The organism is Pseudomonas sp. P1_F1_2 (assembly GCF_056405815.1).
The window spans coordinates 1-14,405 of record NZ_JBFUBK010000137.1 but is presented as its reverse complement, the minus strand read 5'-3'; the positions used below and the strand labels follow the sequence as shown (position 1 = coordinate 14,405).

General features: G+C 60.0%; 12 protein-coding genes and 4 tRNA genes. 2 read left to right on the top strand and 14 right to left on the bottom strand.

Translation table 11 applies throughout. From position 1 onward, the window contains the following. Positions 1 to 109: 109 nt before the first annotated feature. The 5 genes from asd to leuC form a co-directional block, all read right to left on the bottom strand. Positions 110 to 1,222 carry an aspartate-semialdehyde dehydrogenase gene (asd, locus tag AC1D2P_RS27840; RefSeq protein WP_046026895.1) on the bottom strand — a complete coding sequence of 371 codons (1,113 nt, stop codon included), beginning with the start codon at positions 1,220 to 1,222 and terminating at the stop codon, positions 110 to 112. A gap of 66 nt (positions 1,223 to 1,288) precedes the next feature. Continuing rightward, positions 1,289 to 2,371 carry a 3-isopropylmalate dehydrogenase gene (gene leuB, locus AC1D2P_RS27835; protein ID WP_046026896.1) on the bottom strand — a complete coding sequence of 361 codons (1,083 nt, stop codon included), beginning with the start codon at positions 2,369 to 2,371 and terminating at the stop codon, positions 1,289 to 1,291. Between the two features lie 55 nt (positions 2,372 to 2,426). Beyond that, positions 2,427 to 3,194 (bottom strand): class I SAM-dependent methyltransferase, encoded by a 768-nt coding sequence (locus AC1D2P_RS27830; RefSeq protein ID WP_477757603.1) that lies wholly within the window; start codon positions 3,192 to 3,194, stop codon positions 2,427 to 2,429. A 156-nt stretch (positions 3,195 to 3,350) separates the two neighbouring features. Further along, a complete protein-coding gene (gene leuD, locus AC1D2P_RS27825) occupies positions 3,351 to 3,995 on the bottom strand; it encodes a 3-isopropylmalate dehydratase small subunit (protein WP_046026898.1) in 645 nt (214 codons plus the stop codon). A 10-nt stretch (positions 3,996 to 4,005) separates the two neighbouring features. Next, positions 4,006 to 5,424, bottom strand: a complete 1,419-nt coding sequence (leuC, locus tag AC1D2P_RS27820) for a 3-isopropylmalate dehydratase large subunit (protein WP_046026899.1) — start codon at positions 5,422 to 5,424, stop codon at positions 4,006 to 4,008. Positions 5,425 to 5,578: 154 nt separating this feature from the next. On the opposite strand from leuC, the gene AC1D2P_RS27815 reads away from it, so the two are divergent. After that, entirely contained in the window at positions 5,579 to 6,469 is an 891-nt protein-coding gene (locus tag AC1D2P_RS27815; protein ID WP_046026900.1) for a LysR family transcriptional regulator, read from the top strand. A 69-nt stretch (positions 6,470 to 6,538) separates the two neighbouring features. Then, on the top strand, positions 6,539 to 9,817 hold the full coding sequence (locus tag AC1D2P_RS27810) for a sensor domain-containing protein (protein WP_477811693.1): 3,279 nt from the start codon (positions 6,539 to 6,541) through the stop codon (positions 9,815 to 9,817). A gap of 53 nt (positions 9,818 to 9,870) precedes the next feature. Here the strand turns inward: AC1D2P_RS27810 and AC1D2P_RS27805 are convergent, their stop codons facing one another. The 9 genes from AC1D2P_RS27805 to AC1D2P_RS27765 all read right to left on the bottom strand — a co-directional run bounded on the left by AC1D2P_RS27805 (position 9,871) and on the right by AC1D2P_RS27765 (position 14,190). Next, positions 9,871 to 10,317, bottom strand: a complete 447-nt coding sequence (locus AC1D2P_RS27805; RefSeq protein ID WP_477757604.1) for an Hsp20 family protein — start codon at positions 10,315 to 10,317, stop codon at positions 9,871 to 9,873. Positions 10,318 to 10,437: 120 nt separating this feature from the next. After that, the gene (locus AC1D2P_RS27800; RefSeq protein WP_046026903.1) at positions 10,438 to 11,397 is read right to left on the bottom strand and encodes a tRNA dihydrouridine synthase; all 960 of its coding nucleotides are present in this window, start codon (positions 11,395 to 11,397) and stop codon (positions 10,438 to 10,440) included. 205 nt (positions 11,398 to 11,602) lie between these two features. Next, positions 11,603 to 12,040, bottom strand: a complete 438-nt coding sequence (locus tag AC1D2P_RS27795) for an acyl-CoA thioesterase (protein ID WP_077430540.1) — start codon at positions 12,038 to 12,040, stop codon at positions 11,603 to 11,605. Between the two features lie 48 nt (positions 12,041 to 12,088). Beyond that, complete coding sequence (locus tag AC1D2P_RS27790) at positions 12,089 to 12,922, bottom strand: alpha/beta fold hydrolase (protein WP_109785880.1); 834 nt, start codon at positions 12,920 to 12,922, stop codon at positions 12,089 to 12,091. A 29-nt stretch (positions 12,923 to 12,951) separates the two neighbouring features. Next, a complete protein-coding gene (locus AC1D2P_RS27785) occupies positions 12,952 to 13,491 on the bottom strand; it encodes a TetR/AcrR family transcriptional regulator (RefSeq protein ID WP_046026906.1) in 540 nt (179 codons plus the stop codon). A 184-nt stretch (positions 13,492 to 13,675) separates the two neighbouring features. Then, positions 13,676 to 13,751: transfer RNA gene (locus tag AC1D2P_RS27780), tRNA-Glu, on the bottom strand. 80 nt (positions 13,752 to 13,831) lie between these two features. Continuing rightward, positions 13,832 to 13,907, bottom strand: a tRNA-Ala gene (locus AC1D2P_RS27775). A gap of 52 nt (positions 13,908 to 13,959) precedes the next feature. Next, positions 13,960 to 14,035: transfer RNA gene (locus tag AC1D2P_RS27770), tRNA-Glu, on the bottom strand. A gap of 79 nt (positions 14,036 to 14,114) precedes the next feature. Further along, a tRNA-Ala gene (locus AC1D2P_RS27765) sits at positions 14,115 to 14,190 on the bottom strand. Positions 14,191 to 14,405 lie beyond the last annotated feature (215 nt).

Genomic DNA, 14,405 nt, shown 5'->3' with positions numbered 1-14,405 from the left:
GCGCACTTGTAGGAGCCGAGCTTGCTCGCGATGGCGGCTTAACAGTCACCCAATAACCAAAAAACCCGCGCCTCTTTCAAGGCGCGGGTTGTTTCATTGCTTCAACCGATCAACGCTCGAGCAGAATCCGCAGCATGCGACGCAGCGGTTCGGCCGCGCCCCACAGCAGTTGGTCGCCGACGGTGAAGGCACCGACGAATTGCGAACCCATGTTCAGCTTGCGCAGACGGCCAACCGGCACGTTCAGGGTGCCAGTGACCTTGGTAGGGCTCAGCTCCTGCATGCTGATGTCGCGGTTGTTCGGCACCAGTTTCACCCAAGGGTTGTGCTGGCTGATCAGCCCTTCGATGTCGGCGATCGGCACGTCTTTGTTCAGTTTGATGGTCAGCGCCTGGCTGTGGCAGCGCATGGCGCCGATGCGCACGCAGATGCCATCGACCGGAATCGGGCTCTTGAAACGACCAAGGATCTTGTTGGTCTCGGCCTGGGCCTTCCACTCTTCACGGCTCTGGCCGTTCGGCAGTTCCTTGTCGATCCACGGGATCAGGCTGCCGGCCAGCGGTACGCCGAAGTTCTCGGTCGGGTACGCGTCGCTGCGCATGGCTTCGGCGACACGACGATCGATGTCGAGGATCGCGCTGGCAGGGTCGGCCAGTTGATCGGCGACAGCGGCGTGGGTCGCGCCCATTTGCTTGATCAGTTCACGCATGTTCTGCGCGCCGGCACCAGAGGCTGCCTGATAGGTCATGGCGCTCATCCACTCCACCAGACCGGCTTCAAACAGGCCACCCAGGCCCATCAGCATCAGACTGACGGTGCAGTTGCCGCCGATGTAATTCTTGGTGCCCGCATCCAGCTGCTGGTCAATGACCTTGCGGTTGACCGGGTCCAGCACGATGACCGCATCATCCTGCATACGCAGGCTGGAAGCGGCATCGATCCAGTAACCCTGCCAGCCGGCTTCGCGCAGCTTGGGGAACACTTCGCTGGTGTAGTCGCCACCCTGGCAAGTCAGAATCACGTCGAGGGTTTTCAGCTCTTCAATGCTGTAAGCGTCCTTGAGCGGAGCAATATCCTTACCCACGGACGGGCCTTGGCCACCAACATTGGAAGTGGTGAAAAACACCGGCTCGATAAGATCGAAATCCTGCTCTTCCAGCATCCGCTGCATGAGCACGGAACCGACCATACCGCGCCAACCGATCAGACCTACACGTTTCATCGCAACTACACCTTCTTGAAATGTGGGCCGCTGCTTTGTCTTGAATTTGGCAGCGGGCCCGAGAGATTACAGATTCCGCAGCGCGGCGACTACTGCGTCACCCATTTCCTGCGTACCGACTTTAGTGCAACCCGCCGACCAGATGTCACCCGTGCGCAGCCCTTGATCCAGCACCAGGCTCACGGCTTTCTCGATGGCATCGGCCGCCGACTGCTGGTTGAAGCTGTAACGCAGCATCATCGACACCGACAAAATGGTCGCCAACGGGTTGGCGATGCCCTTGCCAGCGATGTCCGGCGCCGAACCGTGGCACGGCTCGTACATACCTTTGTTGTTGGTGTCCAGGGACGCCGACGGCAGCATGCCAATGGAACCGGTGAGCATTGAGGCCTGGTCGGACAGGATGTCGCCGAACATGTTGTCGGTGACGATCACGTCGAACTGCTTCGGTGCGCGCACCAGTTGCATGGCGGCGTTGTCGACGTACATGTGGCTCAGCTCGACTTGCGGGTAATCCTTAGCCACTTCCTCGACGATTTCACGCCACAGCTGGCTGGACGCCAATACGTTGGCCTTGTCCACCGAGCACAGCTTCTTGCCGCGCACCATGGCCATGTCGAAACCGACACGGGCGATACGGCGGATTTCGCTTTCGCTGTACGGCAGGGTGTCGTAGGACTGACGCTCGCCGTTTTCCAGGGTGCGGGTGCCGCGTGGTGCGCCAAAGTAGATACCGCCGGTCAGTTCACGGACGATCAGGATGTCCAGGCCCGCCACGATTTCCGGCTTCAGGCTCGAAGCTTCGGCAAGTTGCGGGTACAGGATCGCCGGACGCAGGTTGCCGAACAGGCCCAGTTGCGCACGGATTTTCAGCAGGCCGCGCTCAGGGCGGATGTCACGCTCGATGGTGTCCCATTTCGGGCCGCCCACGGCGCCCAGCAGTACCGCGTCGGCCGCGCGGGCGCGCTCCAGGGTTTCATCGGCCAGAGGCACGCCGTGCTTGTCGATGGCCGCGCCGCCGATCACGTCGTGGCTCAGTTCAAAGCCCAGGGCGAACTTGTCACTGGCCAATTCCAGCACCTTGACCGCTTCGGCCATGATTTCCGGGCCAATACCGTCACCTGGGAGAATCAGAATCTGCTTGCTCATGCTTTCCTCATGTCTTCAGTCGGTGCGCCATCAATCAGCGCGCCCGGAAAAATGCTTATCGCTCAGCCCACAGCACCAACACATCGGTACTGAACGAGCCATCGGCTTCTATCTCAAAATATTCACGTACTTCGTTGCCCATCGACTGCTGCAATTCGCGGATCGCCGCGCGCATCACTTCAGGTGTACGCATGCGCTCAACCCAGGAGGTGTACTCCAGGCGCAGCCGCTGACGCGTGGTGCTGCGGGTATGCAACCCCGCCTCGCTGACCTGTCGCAACCACTCACCGGCCGAATAATCGCGCACATGGCTGGTGTCACGCAGCACTTCGACGCTCTGCAGGTAAGTGTCGAACAACGGGCTACCCGGTGACAACACGTCAATGAACGCCGCCACACCACCCGGTTTCAGCACCCGACGAACTTCGCGCAGGGCTACACCGAGATCGCTCCAGTGGTGCGCCGAATAACGGCTGAACACGAAGTCGAACTCGCCATCGGCAAACGGCAGACGCTCGGCGGCGCCGTTGACCGTGGAAATGTTGCTGATGCCGCGATCAACAGCAGCGGCAGCGACCACGTCGAGCATCTGCTGCGACAGGTCGTAGGCGACCACTTCCTTGACCAGCGACGCCACGTGAAAACTCACATGGCCGGCGCCGCAACCCAGGTCCAGCACCCGGGCACTGCCCTGCCCTGCCAGTTCGGCCTGTAGCAACGCGAACTCAGTGCCTTGAGCGTGTACGGCGCTGCTCAGGTAGGCCGAAGCCTGTTCACCGAATTGCTTTTGTACAACCTGACTGTGTTGGGCGGTGCTGGTCATGGAGGACTTCCTTTTTGGGGTGAGTCTTGGGGTGTTTATTCGGGCCTCATCGCGAGCAAGCCCGGTTCCTACAGGGATTGTGGCGCTCACATAACCTGTAGGAGCCGGGCTTGCCCGCGATGAGGCCAGCCCTGACTACATCAATTCCAATCTTGCTTACGCGTCGCGAAACAACCAAGGCTGGCTCGCACGATGCTTGGCCTCAAACGTCGCAATTGCTTCGTGGTCTTGCAAGGTCAGGCCGATGTCATCCAGGCCATTGACCAGGCAATGCTTGCGAAACTCGTCCAGTTCGAAGCTGTAGACCTTGCCGTCCGGCCGGGTCACCGTCTGGGCTTGCAGATCGACCGTCAACTGATAGCCAGGATTGGCTTCGACCTGCTGGAACAGCTCATCCACTTCAGCGTCGCTCAGGATGATCGGCAGCAAGCCGTTCTTGAAGCTGTTGTTGTAGAAAATGTCGGCGTAGCTCGGCGCGATGATGCTGCGGAAACCGTACTCTTCCAGTGCCCACGGCGCGTGTTCACGGCTGGAGCCGCAACCGAAGTTCTCACGGGCCAGCAACACGCTGGCGCCTTGATAACGCTCGGCGTTGAGCACGAAATCCTTGTTCAACGGGCGCTTGGAGTTGTCCTGGTAGGCATACCCCACGTCCAGGTAGCGCCACTCATCAAAAAGGTTCGGGCCAAAACCGGTGCGCTTGATCGACTTCAGAAACTGCTTCGGAATGATCTGGTCGGTATCGACGTTCGCTCGATCCAATGGCGCGACCAAACCGGTGTGTTGGGTAAAAGCTCTCATGTGCGGTTCCTCAGATCAGTTCGCGAACGTCGATGAAACGACCGTTGACGGCAGCCGCCGCGGCCATGGCCGGGCTGACCAGGTGCGTACGGCCACCGGCGCCCTGACGCCCTTCGAAGTTGCGGTTGGAAGTCGATGCGCAATGCTCGCCGGACTCCAAACGGTCCGGGTTCATCGCCAGGCACATCGAGCAACCCGGCTCGCGCCATTCGAAACCGGCCTCGAGGAAAATCTTGTCCAGGCCTTCCGCCTCTGCTTGTGCCTTCACCAGGCCCGAGCCCGGCACAACGATGGCCTGCTTGATCGTCGAAGCGACTTTGCGGCCCTTCGCGATCACCGCAGCAGCACGCAAGTCTTCGATCCGCGAGTTGGTGCAAGAGCCGATAAATACGCGATCCAACTGAATGTCGGTGATCGCCTGATTGGCGCTCAACCCCATGTACTTCAACGCGCGCTCGATGGAACCGCGTTTGACCAGGTCCATTTCCTTCGCTGGGTCCGGCACGTTCTGATCAACCGCCAGGACCATCTCGGGCGAGGTGCCCCAGCTGACTTGTGGCTTGATCTGGGTCGCGTCGAGCTTGACCACGGTGTCGAATACGGCGTCAGCGTCGGAGACCAAATCTTTCCAGGCTTCGACGGCCATGTCCCATTCCGCGCCTTTCGGGGCGAATGGACGGCCCTTGACGTATTCCACGGTTTTTTCGTCCGCAGCCACCAGCCCCACACGAGCGCCGGCTTCAATGGACATGTTGCAGATGGTCATACGGCCTTCGACGGACAGGTCGCGAATCGCGCTGCCAGCGAACTCGATAGCGTGGCCGTTGCCGCCGGCGGTGCCGATCTGGCCGATCACGGCGAGAACGATGTCCTTGGCGGTCACGCCGAACGGCAATGTGCCCTCGACCGAGACCAGCATGTTCTTCATTTTCTTGGCGACCAGGCACTGCGTCGCAAACACGTGTTCAACCTCGGAAGTACCGATACCGTGCGCCAAAGCGCCAAACGCACCGTGAGTCGAGGTGTGCGAGTCGCCGCAGACTACGGTCATGCCCGGCAAGGTTGCGCCCTGCTCCGGACCGATCACATGAACGATGCCCTGACGCACGTCATTCATCTTGAATTCGGTGATGCCGTATTCATCGCAGTAGTCATCGAGGGTCTGAACCTGCAAACGCGAGACCTGATCGGTAATCGCTTCGATGCCGCCCTTGCGATCCGGGGTGGTCGGCACGTTGTGGTCCGGGGTGGCGATGATCGAGTCGACTCGCCAAGGCTTGCGCCCGGCCAGGCGCAGGCCTTCGAAAGCTTGGGGCGAAGTCACTTCATGGATGATGTGGCGGTCGATGTAGATCAGCGACGACCCATCGTCGCGCCGTTTCACTTCATGGGAATCCCAGAGCTTGTCGTAAAGCGTTTTGCCGGCCATCAGACGGTTCCTCATCAGCTTTTTACTATTTTCTATGCCTTGGGTTTTGCACAGTTCAATAACCCCTTGGCTTGTGAGGTCGATCCTAGGGGGTTACATTAAATAACTCAAATTCATATTTTTTATGCTTTGGATAACCAACTGGAATACGACGATGGATCTGGCCAACCTCAATGCTTTTATCGCAATTGCCGAGACCGGGAGCTTCTCCGGCGCCGGCGAACGGCTGCACCTGACTCAGCCCGCCATCAGCAAACGCATCGCCGGCCTGGAGCAGCAATTGAAGGTGCGCCTGTTTGACCGTCTGGGCCGCGAAGTCGGCCTGACCGAGGCCGGCCGTGCCCTGCTGCCACGGGCCTACCAGATTCTCAATGTGCTGGACGACACCCGCCGCGCCCTGACCAACCTGACGGGCGAGGTGTCCGGCCGCCTGACCCTGGCCACCAGTCACCACATCGGCTTGCACCGGTTGCCGCCCTTATTAAGGGAGTTCACCCGGCGCTACCCCCAAGTCGCGCTGGATATTCAGTTCCTCGATTCGGAAGTGGCCTACGAAGAAATTCTCCATGGCCGTGCGGAACTGGCGGTCATTACCCTGGCGCCGGAACCGCACACACTGGTCAAGGCGACGCCGGTGTGGGACGACCCGCTGGATTTCGTGGTCGCCCCGGAGCATTCGCTGATCAGCAACGGCGCGGTCAACCTGGCCGACATTGCCCTGCACCCGGCAGTCTTCCCCGGTGGTAACACCTTTACTCATCACATCGTTCAGCGGCTGTTCGAGGCGCAAGGCCTGACACCGAATATCGCCATGAGTACCAATTACCTGGAAACGATCAAGATGATGGTCTCGATCGGCCTGGCCTGGAGCGTATTACCGCGCACAATGCTGGACGATCAGGTTGCGCGAATACCTTTACCGGGCATACAACTGACTCGCCAGCTAGGCTATATCTTGCACACTGAACGGACTCTATCGAATGCTGCAAGGGCTTTTATGGCTTTGCTGGACGCACAAATCGATTTGCCAGGGACTCAAGGCTAACCTGTGCTACTCCTGTAGAGTCACGAATACCTGCGCTTAACGCCCATTTCCGCCCAAGGCCAGCTGCCAATGCCGAAGTCTGTTGACCGTATTCCGCCGATGCCCCGCATCCAGGCGCTAGACCCCAAACGGTCCGAGTTGAGCTGGGAAAGCGCGCCACAATTGCTCGCCGCCCTCAACGGTGCGCGTCTGGGGGCCTGGTATTGGGACATCGAACGTGGGCAGATCAGTTGGTCGCGCGGGACTCAGGCGCTGTTTGGCTTCGACCCGCACATGCCGTTGCCAGAGGATCTGGAATACCTCGACTTGCTGCCGCCGGAGGACCGGGCGAAAACCGTGCGCGCCTTCCACGCGGTGATTGCCGGAGCCCCGCTGGAGCAGGCGATGCATCACCGCATCCGCTGGCCCGACGGCAGCCTGCACTGGCTGGAGATCAACGGCAGCCTGCTGCCGGATAAAAACGGCCGGCCGCGCATGATTGGTGTCATCCGCGAAATCACCCACCAGCGCCAGCGCGAACAAGCCCTGAGCAGCTCGGAAAAACGCTTCGCAACGCTGTTTCACCTGTGTCCGAACATGGTGTTGCTGACCCGCCAGGAAGACGGCTTGATCACCGAAGCCAACCAGCATTTCGAAAGCCTGTTCGGCTGGCCGGTGCAAAACGCGATAGGCCGTACCACGCTGGATCTGGGCCTCTGGGTTCACCCGGAGCAACGCGCCAAATTGGTCGCAGCCACCAAGGCCAAGGGCGACCTGGTCAGAATGGAGGTGCAATTTCGCGCCAGCAACGGGCAAATCCACGACGGCATCCTCAGTGCGCAAAATGTCGAACTCGAAGGCCAGCCCTATCTGCTGAGCACCTTCCTCGACACCACCGAACGCAGAGTTGCCGAACAAGCCCTCAAGGACAGCCAGGAGCGTCTCGACCTCGCCCTGGACTCGGCGCAACTCGGCACCTGGGACTGGCACATTCCCAGCGGCATGCTCTACGGTTCGGCGCGGGCCGCTCAATTGCACGGCCTGGAAGCCAAACCTTTCCACGAGTCGTTCGAGGAGTTTTTCGAAGGTGTGCCCGGCGAAGAGCGCGACACCATGCGCGACGCCTACCGCAGCCTGCGCGAAGGCCCGGCCGGCAATTATCAACTGACTTACCGCGTTCAACTACCGGACGGCAGTTCGCGCTACCTGGAAAGCCGCGCCCGCCTCTACCGCGATGAAAACGGCGTCCCGCTGCGCATGGCCGGCACCCTGCTGGACATCACCGATCAGGTGGAGCGCGAACAGCGGTTGGTGGCCTCGGAAGAAAAATTCGCCACGCTGTTTCAGGTCAGCCCGGATCCGATTTGCGTGACCCGCCAGGACACCGGCCAGTTCATCGAGATCAACTCCAGCTTCACCCAGACCTTTGGCTGGAGTGCCGACGAAGTGATTGGCCGCAGCGCCGACGAAATTGGCCTGTGGGACGCCTCGGCGAAAAGCCTGCAGCGGATCGAACAGGTCATCCGCGAACAAGGACTGAACAATGTCGCCATCGTCGCCCAGCACAAGGACGGGCAATCCCTGACCTGCGTGATTTCCAGCCGCCAGATCAACGTTGGCGAAGAACCCTGCATCGTCACCACCTTGCGTGATATCACCCAGCAACAACGCTCTGAAGCGGCGCTGAAGGCCAGTGAAGAGAAGTTTGCCAAGGCGTTTCATTCAAGCCCCGACGCCATCACCATTACCGAACGCGACACCGGGCGCTACCTGGAAGTCAACGACGGTTTCTGCCGCCTGACCGGCTATCGCGCGCAAGAGGTCATCGGCCGTACGGTGTATGAGGTGGGCATCTGGGCCGAAGAGAAACAACGTGCGGCGCTGCTCGCCGAGCTACAGATCAAGGGCCGCGTGCATCACCAGGAAATGCTCGGACGCAACAAGCGTGGAGAGTTGCTCACCGTCGAAGTTTCGGTCGAACCCATCACCCTCAACGAAACCGCCTGCCTGCTGCTGACCGCCCGCGACGTCAGCCTGCTGAAAAACGCCGAAGCGCAGATCCGTCACCTGGCCTACCACGACCCCTTGACCAACCTGCCCAACCGCGCCCTGCTGATGGACCGCCTGAGCCAGCAGATCGCCCTGCTCAAGCGCCACAACCTGCGCGGTGCGCTGCTGTTTCTCGACCTCGATCACTTCAAGCACATCAACGACTCTCTCGGTCACCCGGTCGGCGATACGGTGCTGAAAATCATCACCGCGCGACTCGAAGCCAGCGTGCGCATGGAAGACACCGTGGCGCGGCTCGGCGGTGATGAATTCGTGGTATTGCTCAGCGGCCTGGAAGGTTCGCGCAACGAAGTCAGCACCCAGGTACGGGAATTGGCCGACACCTTGCGAGAATTGTTGTCGGAACCGATGTTCCTTGATGGCCAGCGCCTGCAGGTGACGCCGAGCATCGGCATCGCACTGATCCCCGACCACGGCTCGACCCCGACCGATTTGCTTAAACGCGCCGACATTGCGCTGTACCGCGCCAAGGATTCGGGTCGCAACACCACGCAGATGTATCACAACACCATGCAGAAGGCCGCCAGCGAACGCCTGCGCATGGAAACCGACCTGCGTCTGGCCCTTTCCCGGGGCGAATTCCATGTGCATTACCAACCCCAGATCGACGCCCGGGGCAATCGCATTGTCGGCGCCGAAGCACTGGTGCGCTGGGACCACCCGGAACTCGGCGCACAGGCACCTGCCGAGTTCATCAAGGTGCTGGAAGACAGCGGCCTGATTCTTGAAGTCGGCACCTGGATTGTCGACGAAGTGTGCAGAGACTTTAAAAAACTGGTCGACAAAGGCCTGGTCAACCCGCTCAGCTTCAGCCTGTGCGTGAACATCAGCCCAAGACAATTCCGCCAAAACGACTTCGTCGAACGCATCGAACACAGCCTTACCAGCCACGGCCTGCCCTGCTCGCTGCTGAAACTGGAAATCACTGAAGGCATCGTCATCCAGAACCTGGAAGACACCATCAGTAAAAYGCGTCGCCTGAAAAAGCTCGGCGTGAGTTTCGCGATGGACGACTTCGGCACCGGCTACTCGTCACTGACCTATCTCAAGCGCTTGCCGGTCGACACCCTGAAAATCGATCAGTCGTTCATCCGCGATGCCACGACCGACCCCAACGACGCCGAAATCATCCGCGCCATCGTCGCCATGGCGCGCAGCCTGGAGTTGAAGGTGATTGCCGAAGGGGTGGAGACGGCGGAGCAATTGGAGTTTTTACAGGGACTGGGCTGCCATTTTTACCAAGGGTATTTGCACAGTCGGCCGTTGCCGGCAGAGGCGTTGCAGAAGCTCCTGAAATGACGGGACACAAACACAAAAAAGGGCGCTGATGGCGCCCTTTTCATTACTCTGCCTTAGTGCTGCAGAGCCGGTTTTTGCGCCCCGTTGATCGGGATGCGCTTGGCTTTCGCCTCTTCTGGAACGATGCGCAGCAGATCGATGCTCAACAGACCGTTACGCAGGTCAGCGGCTTTGATCTCGATGTGATCCGCCAGGCGGAACGACAGTTTGAACGCACGCTGGGCGATGCCTTGGTGCAGGAAGGTCACGCCTTCGCTCGCGTCACGTTTGCCACCACTGATGGTCAGCACACCTTTCTCGACTTGCAGGTCCAGGTCTTCTTCCTGGAAACCGGCGGCGGCGACGACGATGCGGTATTGGTCATCACCGTGTTTTTCCACGTTGTAAGGTGGGTAGGTGCTGCCTGGCTCATTACGCAGGGCGGTTTCAAACAGGTCGTTGAAACGGTCGAAACCCACCGAGGAACGGAACAATGGGGCCAGGGAAAATGCAGTAGTCATGGTTCAAATCTCCTGAAAACATCAGCAAGGTTTTTTGTCTCCGCGACCCGAATTCGGCATCGCGTAACCCTTAGATAGGGACCGCTGATTGCATTTCAAGAGATTATTTCGAGATTTTTTTCAGGCCGCTTCCGGGAGTCTCAGGCCCAACAAACGGCTGACCTGATCCAGTTCGGTCTCGCGACGCAGGACAGTAAACAGCTCGACGGCTTCCGGATAATTGCGCGTCAACATGGCCAGCCACTGCTTCAAGCGACCGGGGGATTGGCGGGGAGTCATCTGCGCCTTAGCTTGCAGCCAGAAGTCTTGGATCAGTGGTAACAGCTCGGCCCAGGTCATCTCGACGACGGCTTCACCGGCGCGTGCCGCCGCGATTTGCCGGGCCAGGTCCGGACGCGAGACCAGGCCGCGACCGAGCATGATGTCTTCCACGCCGCTGATTTCGCGGCAACGACGCCAGTCTTCGACACTCCAGATGTCGCCATTGGCAAACACCGGCACCTTGACCACCTCTTGCACTCGCGGGATCCACTCCCAGTGCGCCGGTGGTTTGTAGCCATCGGTTTTGGTCCTGGCATGCACCACGATATGCGCCGCGCCGCCTTCGGCCAGGGCTGTGGCACACACCAGCGAGCCGTCCGGGCTATCGAAACCAAGGCGCATCTTGGCGGTCACCGGGATGTGCGCAGGCACCGCACGACGCACGTGTTCGACGATTTCGTTGAGCAGTTCAGGCTCTTTGAGCAGCACCGCGCCGCCGCGAGACTTGTTGACGGTCTTGGCCGGGCAACCGAAGTTCAGGTCGATGACTTCAGAACCCAGCTCACACGCCAGCGCGGCGTTTTCGGCCAGGCACACCGGATCGGAACCCAGCAGTTGCACGCGCAGCGGCACGCCGGAGGCGGTGCGGGCACCGGTCAGCAGTTCAGGGCCGAACTTGTGGTAGTAGGCAGGCGTGAGCAGTTGATCGTTGATCCGGATGAACTCGGTCACGCACCAATCAATACCGCCCACACGGGTCAGCACGTCCCGCAGGATGTTGTCGACCAACCCCTCCATGGGCGCCAAAGCAATTTGCATGAAAAACACACTCGACGAAAAACGTGCGGCAGTTTACTGGTTTCGGCGCGCAGAAGGTATTTCGTCAGACCGGACGGTGACGATTGTGCAGACGCCATCGCGGGCAAGCCCGGCTCCCACAGGGTTAGCATCGTACACAAATCTGTGCCCAGCACCGACCCCTGTGGGAGCCGGGCTTGCCCGCGATGAGGCCAGCGAAGACAGGTTAGATCGCGACTGCCAGCGCCGGGCCGTAACCCTCGATGAACTCGGCCGGCATGCGCTTGGGCTTGCCGGTCGACAGCTCGATGCAGACGAAGGTGGTTTGAGCCCGCAGCAAGGTGGTGTTGTCGCTCGGGCGCTTCAACTGGAAGTGTCGGGTCATTTTAAGGCGCTGATCCCAATCGACGATCCAGGTCGCCAACTGCAATTCGTCATCCTCATAGGCCGCGGCCAGGTAATCGATCTCGTGCCGCACGACCGCCATTGCCCGGTCCAGCCGCCGGTACTCGACCAGATCAAGGCCCAGACGCTGCGAGTGGCGCCAGGCACAGCGCTCGAGCCACGTCACGTACACCGCATTATTGGCGTGACCCAGCCCATCGATGTCCTCGGCGCCTACTTGCAGATCAATGATAAATGGCGTTGCCCGATCCCAACTCATGCCCCACTCCCGGTCAGATAATGTCGACCGGGGCAGTGTAACGGATGCCTACGCCGATTGGCGCGATTGCAGGCTGCGACCGGCCAACAGTGATAGCACGCCATCAATGACCCGAGGATCCGCCAGCACCCGCTGATGGCCACCCTCTTGCAGGCGCAACAAGCGGCTGTCGAACCAGGCTTCGTGGATCAGCTGGGATTCCTTGACCGAAACGTAGCAGTCATCCTCGGCATGGACGATCAGACCGGGCATGTCGAGTTGATAGTGCGCCACATCCAGCGCCGCCGCGCGCATGCCCACGTCTTTCTCAACCTGACGAATGAATGCCGAGCGGGCTTTGGGGGGCAGTCGTACGTACTTGGCGAAACCGCGCAGCACCCCGAGAATTCGCGCCGGAGCAGCGATAGTCACCAGGGTCTCGGTACGCAGGCCCAACTGCACGGCGAGCATGGCACTGGCGCCCCCCATCGAATGACCAATGACCGCTTGCAGCGGGGGCAGTTCGGCAGCGGCTTCCAGCATGGCCCGGGCGAACAGAACGACGTTGGCTTCTTCACCGGGTGAGCGACCATGCGCCGGGCCGTCGAGGGCGACCACGGTGTAACCGGCCTCCACCAGCGCGGCGATGAGGCTGGCGAACTGAGTCGGCCGACCTTCCCAACCGTGCATCAACAACACCGCAGGGCCTTGCCCCCAGCGCAGCGCCGAAAGGCCGAAACGCAGCGTGATGCGTTCGGACTTCGCCAGCAACGGCAGCTCCCAATCACGCGGCGGCAGTTCTCGCGGCGTCATGAATGCCAGTCGCATTTTGCTCGCGACCAGTTTCGGGGCGAACCAGCCCAAGGTGCCATTAACGCCACGAACCCACTTCAACGTGCTCATCGCATTCTCCCCAGGCCGCAGCCTTCAGGTCACTGCACCGCAGATTTGGCGGCGCGCAGTAATCGATCGGACAACTCTCCCGGCCCCAGCGCCCGCGCCAGAGCCAAACCACCCACCATCAACGCCATGTCAGCCAGGGCCTTGTCGGTGTCTTCCGGGCTGGCCGCCAACTGCGCGACCATCATTTCCACATGCTCATTGAGTGCGACACGAAACGCGTCCGGCAGCCGCCCCAGTTCACCGACAGAGGCCGGAATCGGGCACGCCGACTCGGAGGAATCACGGTGTTTGCGTGACAGGTAAAAAGCCGCCACCAACGCGCGACGCTCTTCGCCAGTCAACTGGGCGTCCATGTCAGCAATCAGGTCACGACGGTGACCCAGCAATTGCTTGAAGGCCTCCAGCATCATGGCGTCCTTGCTTTCGAAGTGGGCGTAGAAGCCGCCGACGGTCAGGCCGGCTGCGCCCATGACTTCGCCCACGCTCGGCTCTGCCGGGCCGCGCTGGATCAGCGCTGCACTGGCAGCCTTGAGGATGCGTTCGCGGGTTTGTGCTTTTTTATCGTTCATCGTTGCCTCCGAATATTACGACTAGAATATTATTCTCATAATAATTTTACGCAAGTCGTGGATGTGACCGCTGGTCTGAAGAACAGTTTGAAAGAATTAGGGGGATTTGGCCAAACGCCAGACAAACAAAAGGGCCATTCAATAATTGAATGACCCTTATAAAATCCCGCAGAGCGGGTAATCGTGGCGTCCCCTAGGGGACTCGAACCCCTGTTACCGCCGTGAAAGGGCGGTGTCCTAGGCCACTAGACGAAGGGGACGCAAAACCTTCTATACAACTGATCAGTGCTGAGAGCTGATCGATTCAAAGTCTGCGTGGCCAGACCTTGAACTGTAAAATTGGTGGAGCTAAACGGGATCGAACCGTTGACCTCTTGCATGCCATGCAAGCGCTCTCCCAGCTGAGCTATAGCCCCGATTTATCGCCTGGCGGCGGAGCAGCATCTTGCGACACTGCTTCTGTAAAACTGGCGTCCCCTAGGGGACTCGAACCCCTGTTACCGCCGTGAAAGGGCGGTGTCCTAGGCCACTAGACGAAGGGGACGCAAACCCTTCTATACAACAGATCAACGCTGAGTGTTGATCGCTTCAAGGCCGGTGTGGCCAGACCTTGAAGTGTAAATTGGTGGAGCTAGACGGGATCGAACCGTCGACCTCTTGCATGCCATGCAAGCGCTCTCCCAGCTGAGCTATAGCCCCTCATCGCTGAGGACGGGGCGAATCTTAATGGCGGATCGAAAAGCTGTCAAACTTATTTTTAAAATATTTCAAAGTTTTTTGCCGACATAACAATCACTTACCGCCGAACCCCGTAAATCCGAGGCCAGATCCGTCCCTGTAGCAGCTGCCGCAGGCTGCGTTCGAGTGCGCAGCACTCGCGATTCGGCCACCCTGCCCTTTCAGACAGAATGTGT

What these genes read in the sequence shown, in the direction of transcription:
- leuC (WP_046026899.1), bottom strand. Translation starts at nt 5,424, where the DNA reads ATGGCCGGCAAAACGCTTTACGACAAGCTCTGGGATTCCCATGAAGTG.
- AC1D2P_RS27805 (WP_477757604.1), bottom strand. Translation starts at nt 10,317, where the DNA reads ATGACTACTGCATTTTCCCTGGCCCCATTGTTCCGTTCCTCGGTGGGT.
- AC1D2P_RS27785 (WP_046026906.1), bottom strand. Translation starts at nt 13,491, where the DNA reads ATGAACGATAAAAAAGCACAAACCCGCGAACGCATCCTCAAGGCTGCC.
- AC1D2P_RS27795 (WP_077430540.1), bottom strand. Translation starts at nt 12,040, where the DNA reads ATGAGTTGGGATCGGGCAACGCCATTTATCATTGATCTGCAAGTAGGC.
- asd (WP_046026895.1), bottom strand. Translation starts at nt 1,222, where the DNA reads ATGAAACGTGTAGGTCTGATCGGTTGGCGCGGTATGGTCGGTTCCGTG.
- AC1D2P_RS27800 (WP_046026903.1), bottom strand. Translation starts at nt 11,397, where the DNA reads ATGCAAATTGCTTTGGCGCCCATGGAGGGGTTGGTCGACAACATCCTG.
- leuB (WP_046026896.1), bottom strand. Translation starts at nt 2,371, where the DNA reads ATGAGCAAGCAGATTCTGATTCTCCCAGGTGACGGTATTGGCCCGGAA.
- AC1D2P_RS27815 (WP_046026900.1), top strand. Translation starts at nt 5,579, where the DNA reads ATGGATCTGGCCAACCTCAATGCTTTTATCGCAATTGCCGAGACCGGG.
- AC1D2P_RS27790 (WP_109785880.1), bottom strand. Translation starts at nt 12,922, where the DNA reads ATGAGCACGTTGAAGTGGGTTCGTGGCGTTAATGGCACCTTGGGCTGG.
- AC1D2P_RS27830 (WP_477757603.1), bottom strand. Translation starts at nt 3,194, where the DNA reads ATGACCAGCACCGCCCAACACAGTCAGGTTGTACAAAAGCAATTCGGT.
- leuD (WP_046026898.1), bottom strand. Translation starts at nt 3,995, where the DNA reads ATGAGAGCTTTTACCCAACACACCGGTTTGGTCGCGCCATTGGATCGA.